This is a genomic window from Nonomuraea sp. 10N515B (assembly GCF_052245915.1).
In the GTDB taxonomy this organism is placed as follows: domain Bacteria; phylum Actinomycetota; class Actinomycetes; order Streptosporangiales; family Streptosporangiaceae; genus Nonomuraea.
Genome location: NZ_JBQQBQ010000125.1, coordinates 1 through 12721, shown reverse-complemented (window position 1 = coordinate 12721; position 12721 = coordinate 1). Strand labels below are relative to the sequence as shown.

Genomic DNA, 12721 nt, shown 5'->3' with positions numbered 1-12721 from the left:
CCCTGGTCCGCGCCGGGGCCACGTTCGTCAAGGGCAAGCTCGTCGAGCGGCCCGAGGAATCACCGACGATCGGGGGTAAGTCGAAAGCTGCTTAAGAAACTTGATCCACAGGTCTTGACGATTGCTCCTGCCGCGGCTCTTGGAACGCTAACCGTGATTCTCCTACTGACGAGCCTCGTCCTACGGTCGTCTGCCTTACCACCAGCGGTCAACGCTTACCAGCGGCAGTACCTTTTCCTACTGGTAGTCGTTGTGCTCGTGCTTGGTGTCGCTGGCGTCGTGGTCGCCAGGCAACTGCGTTCTCGTCCACGACTTCCTAGCCCACAGCTCCGCTCCGGGATCAACCGTTGGGTGTTCGTAGCAGCCGTGCTCCTCAGCGTCGTCTTCTTCGCAGGTGCGATATGGGGAAGGAGCACTGATTCTGCGTCGGAGCCTGCTCCGGGTCCTACCGTTACGGTGACGGCCACGCCTCGCCTTCCACCCTCGACGGCACAACCCTCGGCGGCAGAAGAGACGAACGTGGCGAAGCCGACCGACTGGGTATCTTCGGTGAGCGCCGCCGTCGCAGCACTCGCCGGAGTCCTGGCTGCGGTCGGCGGCATCATGGCCGCACGGGGAGCGACACTTTCTGGCCAAGCGGCCATGATCATGGTCCAAAGGTCGCGGAAGCCTGAGTCGACGTCCCGCCAGGACTTGCCCTAGCAGTACAAACTGTTCCCGCCTTCATCCCGGCGCTACGTCCCTTCAGCGCGAGGGCCATTGTTCAGTCGCTTGGTGGCGGCTCAACTCGTTGAGCCGTGTCTGGAGCTGGTCGACGGCGACGGCCAGGACCGCGTTCTCGTACGTCAGCTCATCGATCCGCCTGCGCAGCACCGCCACCACGGCGTGCGGATCCACGTGCACGTCCATGTGCGGGTTCTCGGTCACGCGCCCCCCAACAGATGCCGGTCGATCTCCAGCCAAGTCGTGGCCACCCGCACCGGATCGACTCGGACCCGGTCGCGCAGCACCTGCAGCGGATCGGTCGCCGCTCGCGCGGACCGGCCGGTAGCGGCGGCGGGCGCGTCGGTGAGGACCTGGCCGTACCTGTCCCGGCAGGCCGCGATTTGCTCCTGCAGCCGGGCCCGCGCCGAGCCCGCATCTCCTTCCAGCCTGACCTGCGCGTCGGGGTCTCCCTCCCGTCCCCTAAGGACCGCCTTGCGTCCGGGCGCCCCGATGACATCGCCGCCCCCGCACCACCTTCACCAGCACGGTCTTTCTGGTCGCCTCGGTGGATCGGTTTCGGGTCTGTCCGTTCCGCGCCATGGAACGGAACGTCACGCCCTCCTGATGAAAGCCACTCTTACAGGAGGTACCTCATGCGTAAGCACATACTCGCGATCCTGGCCTCGGCAGCCGCCGTGGCGGCACTGACGGCCGCCGCGCCAGCGCAGGCCGGCTCTGCACACGCAGTAACGGTCCTGGGCGGCGGCCAGTCCGCGGTCGGAACCCTCACACTCGGCCAAAACCAGTCCCTAGGTGGCACCAACTGGAACTTCACCGAGTCCAACCGCAACCTCTCCTCCACCGGCAGCGAAGACCGGGCCAGCTCCATTCGCGTAACCGGCAACTCTGCCTGGGTCGTCTACCAGCACGACAACAACGGTGGCCGCGCCTACTGCATCCTCCCAGGCCAGGCCATCAACGACCTGCACCACACGTGGTGGCAGTTCGGCGACACCATCTCCTCGGTCCAGAGGCTCATCGGCCCGAACTGCTTCAACTTCCCGATGTTCCTGAGCACGACCCTCTGACAAACGACGGAAACATCACCTGGCGGCGCACCAAACACATACAAAGCTAACCCGCAGCTGGCCGCGCCCCACGGTTACATCGCCGCGCCCGCACCTCTCGCTCCACCACCAGAAGCCGATCAAGGCGCACCACGCGCCGGCCGCTCCCGTCCAACCGCGTCGTGACCCGGCCAGCCGCATCCGGCACGAACCACCCCTCCCCCACCCACCGCCGAACCGACCCCACCGACACACCACACCGGCCCGCGGCCTCAACAAGATCAACCCACACGCCACCAGCATGAAGCACAAAAGGCGACGCCAAATGCAGGAGGGTGCGTGGCCGGCGGCGAGGGGGTGGGGGTGGCGAGACGGACACGCGAAAGCCGCGCGGCCAGCAACCGCGCGGCTTCCGTGTCGGCGCTAGTCCAAGTAGCGCTTCATCCGCTGCTCGGCACGCTGGCGGGCGATACCCGCGCGGCGCGCGTTGAGACGCGACATGGTGCCCACGATCGCGGCCAAGTCGGACGGCAACGCCTCGGGATCCTCGCACATCGACACGAACTCCAAGTAGACCGTGAGCGCGGCGACGGCCACGTCACGCGCGTACACGTCGGGGATGGCCAGCGCCTGGACCACGACGCCCCGGAAGTTCTCGGCCTCGCGCGGGGTGCGGATACGCCGCACGGCGACCATCACCTGCCTCCAGCTTTGGGCAGACCGGCCGCGTCGTCGGCGGCCTCGAACATCTCGTCGGCGTAGTGCACGTACAGGGTGCGTGGCCAGCCCGGTCTCGTCGACCTGGTCGGCGCGCCGCTGGATCAGCAGGAACCGGCCGTCGCTCGGCTCGGTCCATGTCTGGCCGTCTTCCGATCATTCGACGGCGACCTCGACCGGCCCGCCGAGCAGCTCCGCGTTCAGGGCCGCGTGTTGTAGGACAGCTTCAGTGCGAGCACGTCCAGGAACGGGCACGCGATCTCCACGCTCAACGGGGTCGGCAGCACCCCCAGACGACCCGCATGGGGCCCGTACGCGGCGAGACGTAAGTCGAGCATGAGAGGGGCCTCCTCTCATGCGCGGCTATGAAGTGTGAACGTCGGCGCGGCGTTTGTGCTCTTCTGCTTGTGCTCTCCAGCGGCGGCCAGCGACGGTCCAGACACGAGCAGGGGCCCGAACGCGATGTCCTGGCCCCTGCTCGTCGCGCCGCTCAGGTCATGAAGACGCCTGTAGAAGCCACGACGCTAGCGCCCCCGATCGCGCGGAAAGACTCCTCCTGCCGGGAGAGTCTTTCCGCTGCGAGGCGTCGAGGGTCAGCCGCAATGCTCCCAGGGGCTCTCCCACCACTGGTCGCCGTAGGAACCGCCCCACATGATGCACTTGCCCGGCGCATAGGCCTTGACCGGTCCGGCGTAATAGCGGTAGTAATTCGCGTCGACCTGCCCCGGCGAGCCGTACGCCTGCACCATCGCACGCACCCAGGCAGTATTGCCCCTCGCTCCCGTCTTCCATGTCACCACGCAGTTGGTGCTGCCGTTGTAGAGCAGGTAGGTGGTGGCGCTGGAGCCGAAGGCGTGGCTGTCGATCACATGGTAGCTGCCGCCGCCGCAGGCCTCGATGGGCGAGGACGCCGCCATGGCCGGACCGCTCAAAGTGGCGGAGGCTGCCAGCGTGGCCGCCATGCCGAGAGCGAGGGCCGCACTTCGCTTGATATTGCCCACTTGGGGGTGCCTCCTCATTATCTTCACAGTGGTGATCACAATAGGGGCAACGCCATACGGCGCCGAGCGATCAGCACGTGAACACCTGTCACCGATCCAGAGGGCGACCGTGGACGCTGGCACGCTGACGTCCGCAGGGGACTGCCAGGCGGAGGCCGGCCTATTTGGCTCGAAAGCGGCGAGAAGCGCCGTCGAGGGGCCGAACGTGTGGATCGGCTCGGGGTACGGCTGGCCAACGTCGTACTGCTCGGGGTCGAGGCTGCCTTGTGGGTCGAGGCGTATGCCGCACCGGTCGCACGCCGCCCAGCGGGCCGCATCAAGGCCGGGCTTGTGCGGGCCGTACCCGTTGACCACCGGCCGGTGACCGGATCCGGCACCACGGCATGAGCAGGGGCACCTCGTGCAGCCGGAAACCGCGGTGGCGCGAGTATGCCGCGCTCGCGGCCGTCCCGCTTGAGGTAGTCGATCGAATGCCACCACATGAAGAGATCTCCGAGACGGCCGATTGCGTGAAAGTCGGCGCCGGTTCGTGACCCGCGTGCTGCGGCGCCCGCACGCAACTCCGCGAATCCCCAACTACCAGCCCGAACTATCACTAAAGTGATCAAGTCAAAGATCAAGGAGGAAGCGCATGAACCGAACGAATGCCCTACGGGTCGGCCGCTCGGCGCTGGTGGTGGCGCTGGCGGGCGGGCTCGTGCCGGTCGCCGTCGCGCCCGCCGCGTTCGCCGCCCGGAAGGCGACGCTGGGACCGTACGGGTACGGCAACCTGAAGCTCGGCATGAGCGCCGCGAAGGCCAAGACGACCGGGAGAATCGTCCGCAAATCAGTCGGGGACCACGCTAGATGCACGGGCTGGGACCTGAAGGAGAACCCGTACCCCAACTACCGGGTGGGGATGTACATCTCCAGGAAGTACGGCGTGACCATGATCGTCGCGCCTTCTGGTCTCAAGACGCCCCAGGGCATCGGCATCGGCTCCACCAGGGCACAGCTGAAGGCCGTCTACCCTGACCTGCGGCGTGGTCCGGGCGGCTATCCCACCGCCGGCGTGCCGGGCAACAAGAAGGCGCTCTACCTCTTCTACGTGTCCTACAAGGCCAACCAGGTCGCCGGGATGACGTTGGTTCTCGCCAAGCACGACTGCCGCAAGTACTAGTGCCCCCGCATGGCCTCGGCGAGGTAACCGCTCCGGAGCTGGTCAAAGGGCATCCGAAAGGCCCTGGACTGGGGAACATCCAGGCCCTGCTGGTGATCAAGCATCTGAGACGTGATCGATTCAGAGGGTACCCGAGGTATGGGGGATGTCGCGTTCGCGCGGAGAGGCGCTTTCAGCGCGTCGTCTGAACCGTACGCGCGGTAGGAAATCCGATGTACCTATATGAATCCCAGACTGATCATGAGGGTACACACGGTTGTCAAGCCATGGCAAGCGGCGCACTCGACTCCGTGACCAGCGCCAACGCCAACATACCCGCAGTGGTGTATGACCGCCGCAGAGGAGGTGTGTGTCGCGCTATGGATTCTCCTGCTGCTGGTCACATGGCGTTGAGTCAGTAAGCCACCAAAGGGCGACGCCAAATGCAGGCGCGAGCCGTTGGGCGAGTGCTCGCCCGGCATCGGTCAAGTCGCCGATGCCGTCGAGCAGGGACAGGCATCCGCGGCCGTAGTGGACCAGGTAGCGGATGTGGTCAGCGGCGTGTTGCAGGTCGGCCCCGGCCGGGTCGATCCGGTGCAGGCGGACCAGTGCCGCCGCGACGTGCGCGGCGCCCAGAACCTCGCTGGGCGTGCGGTCCGCTGTTCCCGAGGGGAGGACAAGCTGTTCGGCGCCCTCCCGGGCCAGTCGCCACGCTTCTTGAATCATGTAAAGCCACTGGTGGCACAGCTCGTGTGTCACCTGCCGCGAATCCGTACAACTCACGTGCGCGTTGGTCAGGCCGATGAGGCGGCGCCGGGTGAAGTCGGCGTGCTGCTGCACGATGTCGCAGGAGGGGTGTTCACGAGTAGGGCCGGCCTGGGCGCAAGGGGGGTTGAGAAGATCGCTTCCCGTAAAGAGAATGATCGCTTCCCGCGTACGCAGCTCGGGCGCTGACCGTTCAGGGGTCAGCGCGTCGCGTCGGGCCTGCGGACCGTCACGTAGGGATGCGGCTGTTCCAGCCACTCGCCGGTCAGCCGCGCCCCGGTAGTGCGGTCGATGACTGCGAGGCAGGCGGCCCTCCAGTCGTAGTCGGCGCGGTCATCGAGGTCGTCCTCATCCTCTTCCTCGTCTTCGTCGGGGTTCTCGGACGCGGGCGCGGCGAAGAAGTCCGTCATCGCCTGCAGCTCGGGCCATCGAGTCAGGCCGGCATGGTGTTCCTGCCGCCCGGGGAATAGCGCGTCGATCGCCAGGACGTGCTCGCCTCCGGCCGCGAAGCTCAGCAGATTGTTGGCATTGACGTTCCACCAGACGCTGTAGACGCGCGCTCCCTCACTGAGCCGCCGGAGCACGGCGGGGCTTGCCACGAGGTAGTCCCACTCGAAGAGAACGGTGGCCGAGCCGAACCCGTCGACGAACAGGGGGTAGGCGTCGCGTTCGGGTGGCCCGACGGCGTCGAGCGTCGCCGGCTCGTGCAGCCGATAGGGCGTGTTCCCGGCGAGCCGGGCGGCGACCTGGTCCAAAGTGAGCGCCCGCCCATCGTCGGGCACCACCGCCGTCCAGCACATGCCTACGCCGAGCCACTGCGTGCTGTTCATCAGTCGCCGGTAGTGCTCGCGCAGGTCGGGGGCCGTCCGGCGTTCAAGCAGGGCCCCTTTGCTTGGCGGGAACGGACGTCGAGATCATCCCAGAGGCGCGGCGGAACCGGCCAGACCACCCGCGCCCAGCTTTCCGCTGACTCTTCGGGGTTCGGTAAGGGATCTTGCAGTCTTGGGGGTCAGCGATGCCATTGCCGCCTACAGTGTGGAGTTGCAGCTATGCGTTAAGTGCCCGTGTACAAACTGATCGTCAGGTCGATTTGGGAGATGTGGATCGTGCGAGTCGTCGTCCCATGAGGATGATCATCGCCCACAAGACCATGGCCTCGTGGTGCTCGGATAACCGCTCATAGTCCCGCACGCATCGCCTGCGCGGACGAGCTTGCCGGCGTAGGCGCTGTCGGCCCAGATGAGCGTGATCCGCTCGTACCAGTCGTGCAGACGCGCCAGTGCGGGCTTGGCGCCGTCGCGGTCCTGGACGCCGGCGGCGGTGACGATGACGACCAGCAGCAGGCTCAGGGTGTCCACGATGACGTGCCGCTCGGTGCCCTGCACCTGATAATTGGCCGCGTCATATCCGCGCGAGCCGGCGGCGACGGTCTCGGCGGCCCGCAGCGACTGCGAATCGATGATCCCCGCGCTGGGCTCCGGCTCGCGACCGTCGGCTTATCCGGACCTGTTCGCGCAGGTCATTGTGGAAAGCATAGAGATCATCGTCCTGCCAGCAGCGAGTGAAGATCGCATGGACGGTGCGCCAGGGCACCAGGAAGTCGGCGGGCAGATTGCGCCACTTGCAGCCGTTGTCGACCACGTACCGGATGGCATCCATGATCAGGCGGCGGCAGTACTTCTCGGGTCGTTCGCCGTTGCCGGTCAGCCAGGCCGGCCAGGGCATCAACGGCTTGATGACCTGCCATTCCTCGTCACTCATGTCGGTGGTGTAGCGGGGCGCCCGGATCGGGTGATCGGCTCCGCGGCGGTACCGGCAGGCCACGCATGAGCAGGCAGTTTCATCGTTACGGGAGACAGCGACAGGCGCGGTGGCGTACAACGGCGGCAGACCTTCCGGTTGGTGACGTGGCTTCGATAACCACCGTTGCTATCGGAAGGTCGCTCTATGTCGCAGAAGATTCGCGCTACGTCACACTTTCGCCCGATGTCAGCACCACGCAGCAAGCGCAGGGATCAGTTTGTACACGGGGGCACTTTGTAAGCCGTCTGGTCCATATCCGCCTGTCTTTCGGCCTGTACTACGGCGAGCCCCAGATTGCGCACCCTGTTAGAGTGTGCCACTATCGAAACCAGTCGTTCCGGAACCGGTCGTTCCATAAAGGAGATCGATGTGGCTGTCACCTTTCCCGCAAACGCGGCTAGCGCCGCTGTTCCCGCACTGCGCCCGGTCATGTGGGCCGGTCGAATCACCGCTTTCCTCGGCGGGTTGCACCTGGTCATTACGACCGTCATGAGCATGGGCCACGTCCCAGCCTGGTTCACCGGGCAGCTGTGGTTGCCCACGAACGGCCTGGCCAATCTCACGCCGGGGCAGGGCGCCTTCTGGCTGACCATCGGCTCCTTCGGGCTCCCGCTGCTCACCCTGGGGTTGCTGGTCGGCTGGCTGGGCCGCCGGGGAACGGTTCCGCCCACGTTCGTCGCCTGGATGCTCGGCGGCTGGGGCACGCTCGGCGCGGCGCTGCTCGAGCCGACACCGTTCATCCTCACCTGGGTGCCCGCCGTCATGCTCCTGCGCGCCGCCAGGAAGTCCGCATGAGCACGACCCTGATCACCGACGTCCGCATCTTCGACGGCGAGCAGGTCATCCCCAGAGCCAGCGTCCTTGTGCGCGACGGACTCATCGAAGCCGTCACGACCGGCCCGCTGACCGGCGGGGAGGTGATCGACGGGACCGGCCACACGCTGCTGCCCGGCCTGATCGACGCCCACACGCACGCCTTTCCCGGCAGCCTGGCACAAGCGCTGCGCTTCGGCGTCACCACCGAACTCGATATGTTCTCCGTACCTCATCTGTTCGCCGGCGTGCGACGGGAAGCCCGGGACCGCGACGACGTCGCCGACGTGCGCAGCGCCAGTGTCGGCGCCAACGCGCCCGGCGGTCATCCCGGCCAGTTCATGGGCGAGATCTTCGGCGAGCTGCCGGCCGTACGGGGCGCCGATGATGCCAAGGCGTTCGTGGCCGACAGGGTCGCCGACGGTGCCGACTACCTCAAGATCCTCATCGAGGACGGGGCCGGCATGAGCGCTTCCCTGCCCACCCTGGAACCACGCACGGTCAACGCCCTGGTCGCCGCCGCCCGCGATGCCGGGCTGAGCATCATCGCGCACGTCACCACCCGCGCCGCCGCCGATATCGCGCTGGATGCGGGCGTGGATGGCCTGGCGCACCTGTTCTTCGAGCCCTGTCCCGATCCGGAGGTCTTCGCCCGCAAGGCCGCCGGCCACGGGGTGTTCGTCACCGCCACCCTCGCGCTGATCGAGGCGGTCACCGCGCAGAGCGGCCTCGAGCTGGCCGACGACGACCGCATCGGCCGACGCCTGGCCCCTGCGACCCGCGCCGCACTCGGCCGCGGCCTGCCGGTGGGCCCGCCACCCTCGGTGAGAGTGCTGGACAACGTGCTGCAGGTCATCCAGGCACTGCACCAAACCGGAGTGCCGCTACTGGCAGGCACGGACGCCAACGACGGCCCGCACGGCGCATTCCCCGTCGTCCACGGCGCCAGCATCCACCGGGAGTTGGTCCTGCTGGTCCGGGCCGGTCTCACTCCCCCCCAAGCGCTCGCCGCGGCTACCAGCGTCCCCGCTCACCACTTCGGTCTGACCGACCGCGGCTGCATTGCCCCAGGGCTGCGGGCGGACCTGCTCCTCGTCGCCGGCGACCCGACCACCGACATCACCGACACCCGCTCCATCGCCGCGATCTGGCGCCGCGGGGTTCGGCTGGGGAGCGTCTGATCATGGACACACCACGCACTGGACGTCCCCGTGACGAACGCGTCGACACGGCCATCCTGGCCGCGACCAGGGACGTCCTGGTCGAGACCGGGTACGCCGGCCTCACCATGGACGCCGTGGCCGCCCAAGCCGGTGCCGGAAAGGCCGCCATCTACCGCCGCTACGCCACCAAGCAGGAACTGGTCTACGCCGCCACCGTGCACGACCTGGACCTGCAGATTCCGCCCGACACCGGTTCGCTGACCACAGACTTGAAGGCGCTGATCGACGACATTCTCGCCACCATGGGCAGCCCTACCGCGCTGGGCTCGGTGCTCGGCCTGATGGCCGACGTCGGCGCCGACCCCGCGTTGACCGCCCGCTTCCAACAGACATTCGTGGCCCGCCAGCAGGAGTGCATCACCGCCGTCCTGGACCGCGCCGTCCACCGGGGAGAGCTCCAGGACAAGCCCGATCTCGACAGGGTCCACGCCCTGCTGGCCGGGCCGGTGTTCGTCTGGCTGTTCATACTCCGCAGAGATGAGCGAGACATCTTCGCCCACGACCTCGCAACCAGCCTGGCCCGCGCGGTGACCAAGTGATCACGAGTCAGAGGAATCTCCTGCACCACCACCTCCAGTTCCAGAGATCGCCGTAGGGGCAGCCACGATCTGGGGGTTGCGCGTGCGGCAGTCGAGCTGTACCGCACCGGCTGGTTCCCGTTGCTGGTTTTCTCCGGCGCGACCAGCTCCACCACTGCGGCACGCTTCCCTCGCGGGGAGGCCGTTCACTACCGCGAGCACGCGCTGGAACTTGGCATGCCTGATGAGGCGATCTTGCTGGAGCCGAACGCCACCAACACCGGCCAGAACATCAGCTTGTCGCGGGACGTCCTGGCTGATGCGGGACACCACCCTGCGTCCGTCCTGCTGATCTCCAAGCCATATATGGAGTGCCGGGCCTACGCCACCGCGCGCAAGGTGTGGCCAGAGGTCGAGGTGGTTTGCGCCTCAGAGCCGCTGGAGCTGGACGGCTACGTCAGCTCGATCGGCGATCCGAAGTTGGTCATCGACATGCTCGTCGGTGACCTCCAGCGCGTGATCGAGTACCCCAAGCTCGGCTACGCCATCGAGCAGCCCGTCCCAGGAGAGGTTCATGACGCCTACCAGGCTCTTCTCCGCGCAGGATTCGACAGCAGACTCCTCACGCCCTGAGCCGCTGTACGGCGAGGTGTGCGCGATCCACCAGCCCAACCTGTTCCCTCGGCTCGCCACCTTGGCCAAGCTGTTCGCCGCCGACTACTGAATCGTGCTGGACGACGTGCAGTTCGCCCGGCGCGACTATCAGCACCGCACGCGCCTCGCCTCGCTCGACAGCTCTGGGCAGACGCGGTGGCTCTCGATCGCCACCCATCTGCCGCACGGCCGTGCCACCTCCATCCGCGGAGCACGTCTGGCCGATCCCGCCCGCTGCCGACGCCGCGTCGCGCAGCTCCTTGCCGACCACTACCGGCACAGCGCTTACTGGCCAGCGTTCAAGCGGCGGCTCGAGCCGGTGCTCGCCGAGTTCGAGAGGACGGACCGGCTGGCGGACGTGGCCGAGCTGTCCACGCGTCTGCTGCTGGAGGAGGTCGGGTGGGCAGGGCGAATCCTCCATAGCAGCGACCTGCTCGCCCGCGGCGGACGGTCACAGCGGCTCGCGGACCTCGCCTGGCTGACCGGCGCGACGACATACCTGTGCGGGACCGGTGGCATGCGATACCTGGAGCCCGCCGCCTTCCGGGTCCACTCGATCGAGGTCCTGCCATTCGAGACTCCCGCACTGGGCGTCTGGGAATCCGCCCGTGAGGTGAGCGCCTTACAAGCGCTGACGCTCGTTGGACCATGTTCCCTGAGCGGGATTTAGAGGCTTTGCGTGAACGCCTTCAAGAGGACAGTCCGAGACTTGGCCTCTAGCCCCTATCGGCTCGCTCACTGGCCACAAATATTGATCAACGCTGGGCCAGCGATGCCTGACAAAACGCCATCATTAGGTCGGGCGGCGTAGGCCCTCGGCCAGCGCGATCCGAGCCAGTGCCCCCACCGTGACGCCGAAGGAGCGGCGATCTCCGCGACCGGACGGTCCCGGTCGGGGTAAGCGACGCGCAGTTCCGCCAGCTGCTCCTCCGTCAGCGTGTGGTGCTGCGACCGGCGCGCTGTGTTCTCCGGCCGCCACACCCTTCTCCTGCTGGCGTAGGCGACGATGGTTCCGACACTCACGTTGACGTCGGCAGCGATCTCGGCGACCGGGTCACCGGCCGCGTACCGCTTCAGGAACGCCTCGATCTCCTGCGGGGTGAGTGGCTCGCCCAGCTCGTCACTCATGCCCGGGATCATACGTAGCGGCTGGCCGGACCGTAGAGGTTGGCCACTGGCCGTCGAGTCACGCGGCGCGCCCCGAGGGCCAGTGTGCGTGAATGTGCAATGACGGTGCGCTCGGCGACAATGACATGCCCCCCGACGTGACGGATCGTGGCATTACGTGTTCGCGCATCCGAATCGAAACGAAGGGGGAAAGGATGAATGCGCTTGCCCGCAAGGCGATGGCGGTGAGTGCCGCAGCACTTGTGGCGGTTGCGCCGTTCACTGTCTCGCCGAGCCCGGCCGGCGCCTCAGAACAGGCCTGTGGCGCCAACCTTCCCGCCAACCCTAAGCGCTACTTCTATGCTGAGGGGAACTGTGCAATCTTCGGACGTCCCGGTCTCTGGCGCACGTTCACCTGGAGGGTGTTCGGCAATCGCAACGCAGTCCTCCAGGTGCAGACCTACAACACCCGCGGTCAGCCGTACTGGGTAAACTGCGGGTCGTGGCATGGAGGACGCTGCCGCGTTCCGATCGGGGACAACCTCTTCAAGCCCGATTTCCGGGCCTGGAACTGGGCTGGGTTCTCCCACATCTACGTCAGTTACTAACCGAGCCGGAGCCTGTTCGCAGGCACGCAAGGCCTTAAGGTCTCCACAGCACAGTGATCAAAGATCACTTGTGGGGATGGACGATGCCTTCTCATGAGCTGGGCGATCAGGGTTCGAGACCCATCATCGCGAGGGTGGCCGGGCCTTTTGCCTATTACGGCTACCGCGAGGTTACTCTTCGCCCAGGCGGGCGTCGACGCCGGAACGTCGCACGAGGGACCTCCAGAAACGGGGAAGAGGGGCACAAGAAAGGGCGCGAGCCGTGAAAAGGGGATACGGCCCGCGCCTGGGGTGAACAGCTGCACCTTGACGTCGGCGACGGCCGCCTTCGAGAACGCCGGTTCACACAGAAACCTCGGTATCGACCGCGCCAGGATGGATAACGGCGCACCGGCTATCCAGGCGAACCCAGCCGGCCACGCCAATCAGGATTGGCTGGTCGTTGTCAAACGATCGTTCCCGAAGCGTCACTTTGCACTGAGAGGGCGTTACGCGAGTTGATGTCCGCTTCGTCGCTTGCGCTGGATAGTGCAGGCTGGTCAGGGCAGGGTTCGCCGGGCTACGGGAGCGGTTGAGCGAACAAACCCGGCTCGTTCTCCACG

General features: G+C 66.7%; 19 protein-coding genes. 10 read left to right on the top strand and 9 right to left on the bottom strand.

Annotation, left to right across the window (positions count from 1 at the left end; genetic code table 11):
- Positions 1–744 precede the first annotated feature (744 nt).
- The gene (locus tag ACTWQA_RS57350; RefSeq protein WP_443167201.1) at positions 745–927 is read right to left on the bottom strand and encodes a hypothetical protein; all 183 of its coding nucleotides are present in this window, start codon (positions 925–927) and stop codon (positions 745–747) included.
- A 431-nt stretch (positions 928–1358) separates the two neighbouring features.
- On the opposite strand from ACTWQA_RS57350, the gene ACTWQA_RS57345 reads away from it, so the two are divergent.
- Positions 1359–1793 (top strand): beta/gamma crystallin-related protein, encoded by a 435-nt coding sequence (locus ACTWQA_RS57345; protein WP_443167200.1) that lies wholly within the window; start codon positions 1359–1361, stop codon positions 1791–1793.
- A 402-nt stretch (positions 1794–2195) separates the two neighbouring features.
- On the opposite strand, the gene ACTWQA_RS57340 is transcribed toward ACTWQA_RS57345, so the two are convergent.
- The 3 genes from ACTWQA_RS57340 to ACTWQA_RS57330 all read right to left on the bottom strand — a co-directional run bounded on the left by ACTWQA_RS57340 (position 2196) and on the right by ACTWQA_RS57330 (position 3490).
- Positions 2196–2468: a hypothetical protein gene (locus tag ACTWQA_RS57340; protein WP_443167199.1), complete on the bottom strand. Its 273-nt coding sequence runs from the start codon at positions 2466–2468 to the stop codon at positions 2196–2198.
- Positions 2469–2689: 221 nt separating this feature from the next.
- A complete protein-coding gene (locus ACTWQA_RS57335) occupies positions 2690–2827 on the bottom strand; it encodes a hypothetical protein (RefSeq protein WP_443167198.1) in 138 nt (45 codons plus the stop codon).
- 255 nt (positions 2828–3082) lie between these two features.
- Entirely contained in the window at positions 3083–3490 is a 408-nt protein-coding gene (locus ACTWQA_RS57330) for a hypothetical protein (protein WP_443167197.1), read from the bottom strand.
- 207 nt (positions 3491–3697) lie between these two features.
- On the opposite strand from ACTWQA_RS57330, the gene ACTWQA_RS57325 reads away from it, so the two are divergent.
- Entirely contained in the window at positions 3698–3877 is a 180-nt protein-coding gene (locus ACTWQA_RS57325) for a hypothetical protein (RefSeq protein WP_443167196.1), read from the top strand.
- A 244-nt stretch (positions 3878–4121) separates the two neighbouring features.
- Positions 4122–4649 carry a hypothetical protein gene (locus ACTWQA_RS57320; RefSeq protein WP_443167195.1) on the top strand — a complete coding sequence of 176 codons (528 nt, stop codon included), beginning with the start codon at positions 4122–4124 and terminating at the stop codon, positions 4647–4649.
- 357 nt (positions 4650–5006) lie between these two features.
- Here ACTWQA_RS57320 and ACTWQA_RS57315 read toward each other — a convergent pair whose 3' ends face one another.
- From ACTWQA_RS57315 to ACTWQA_RS57300, 4 genes are all read right to left on the bottom strand, one after another.
- Positions 5007–5468 carry an aKG-HExxH-type peptide beta-hydroxylase gene (locus tag ACTWQA_RS57315; protein ID WP_443167194.1) on the bottom strand — a complete coding sequence of 154 codons (462 nt, stop codon included), beginning with the start codon at positions 5466–5468 and terminating at the stop codon, positions 5007–5009.
- A gap of 125 nt (positions 5469–5593) precedes the next feature.
- Positions 5594–6223 (bottom strand): DUF6461 domain-containing protein, encoded by a 630-nt coding sequence (locus tag ACTWQA_RS57310; RefSeq protein WP_443167193.1) that lies wholly within the window; start codon positions 6221–6223, stop codon positions 5594–5596.
- A gap of 303 nt (positions 6224–6526) precedes the next feature.
- Positions 6527–6838, bottom strand: a complete 312-nt coding sequence (locus ACTWQA_RS57305) for a transposase (protein ID WP_443167203.1) — start codon at positions 6836–6838, stop codon at positions 6527–6529.
- Complete coding sequence (locus ACTWQA_RS57300) at positions 6795–7154, bottom strand: transposase (protein ID WP_443167192.1); 360 nt, start codon at positions 7152–7154, stop codon at positions 6795–6797. Before ACTWQA_RS57300 ends, ACTWQA_RS57305 begins: the two co-directional genes overlap by 44 nt.
- 537 nt (positions 7155–7691) lie before the next feature.
- On the opposite strand from ACTWQA_RS57300, the gene ACTWQA_RS57295 reads away from it, so the two are divergent.
- From ACTWQA_RS57295 to ACTWQA_RS57270, 6 genes are read left to right on the top strand one after another with little or no spacing between them, the layout of a single operon-like run.
- Complete coding sequence (locus ACTWQA_RS57295; RefSeq protein WP_443167191.1) at positions 7692–7991, top strand: hypothetical protein; 300 nt, start codon at positions 7692–7694, stop codon at positions 7989–7991.
- Positions 7988–9190 carry an amidohydrolase family protein gene (locus ACTWQA_RS57290; protein WP_443167190.1) on the top strand — a complete coding sequence of 401 codons (1203 nt, stop codon included), beginning with the start codon at positions 7988–7990 and terminating at the stop codon, positions 9188–9190. Before ACTWQA_RS57295 ends, ACTWQA_RS57290 begins: the two co-directional genes overlap by 4 nt.
- Positions 9191–9192: 2 nt before the next feature.
- Entirely contained in the window at positions 9193–9771 is a 579-nt protein-coding gene (locus ACTWQA_RS57285) for a TetR-like C-terminal domain-containing protein (protein WP_443167189.1), read from the top strand.
- A 15-nt stretch (positions 9772–9786) separates the two neighbouring features.
- The gene (locus tag ACTWQA_RS57280) at positions 9787–10383 is read left to right on the top strand and encodes a YdcF family protein (protein WP_443167202.1); all 597 of its coding nucleotides are present in this window, start codon (positions 9787–9789) and stop codon (positions 10381–10383) included.
- Entirely contained in the window at positions 10325–10474 is a 150-nt protein-coding gene (locus tag ACTWQA_RS57275; protein ID WP_443167188.1) for a hypothetical protein, read from the top strand. The genes ACTWQA_RS57280 and ACTWQA_RS57275 overlap by 59 nt, the downstream gene beginning before the upstream one ends.
- Before the next feature lie 3 nt (positions 10475–10477).
- Positions 10478–11074: a WbqC family protein gene (locus ACTWQA_RS57270; RefSeq protein WP_443167187.1), complete on the top strand. Its 597-nt coding sequence runs from the start codon at positions 10478–10480 to the stop codon at positions 11072–11074.
- A 65-nt stretch (positions 11075–11139) separates the two neighbouring features.
- Here ACTWQA_RS57270 and ACTWQA_RS57265 read toward each other — a convergent pair whose 3' ends face one another.
- The gene (locus tag ACTWQA_RS57265; RefSeq protein WP_443167186.1) at positions 11140–11532 is read right to left on the bottom strand and encodes a hypothetical protein; all 393 of its coding nucleotides are present in this window, start codon (positions 11530–11532) and stop codon (positions 11140–11142) included.
- A gap of 92 nt (positions 11533–11624) precedes the next feature.
- Here ACTWQA_RS57265 and ACTWQA_RS57260 point away from each other — a divergent pair, with 92 nt between their 5' ends.
- A complete protein-coding gene (locus ACTWQA_RS57260; protein ID WP_443167185.1) occupies positions 11625–12119 on the top strand; it encodes a hypothetical protein in 495 nt (164 codons plus the stop codon).
- The last annotated feature ends 602 nt before the right edge of the window (positions 12120–12721 follow it).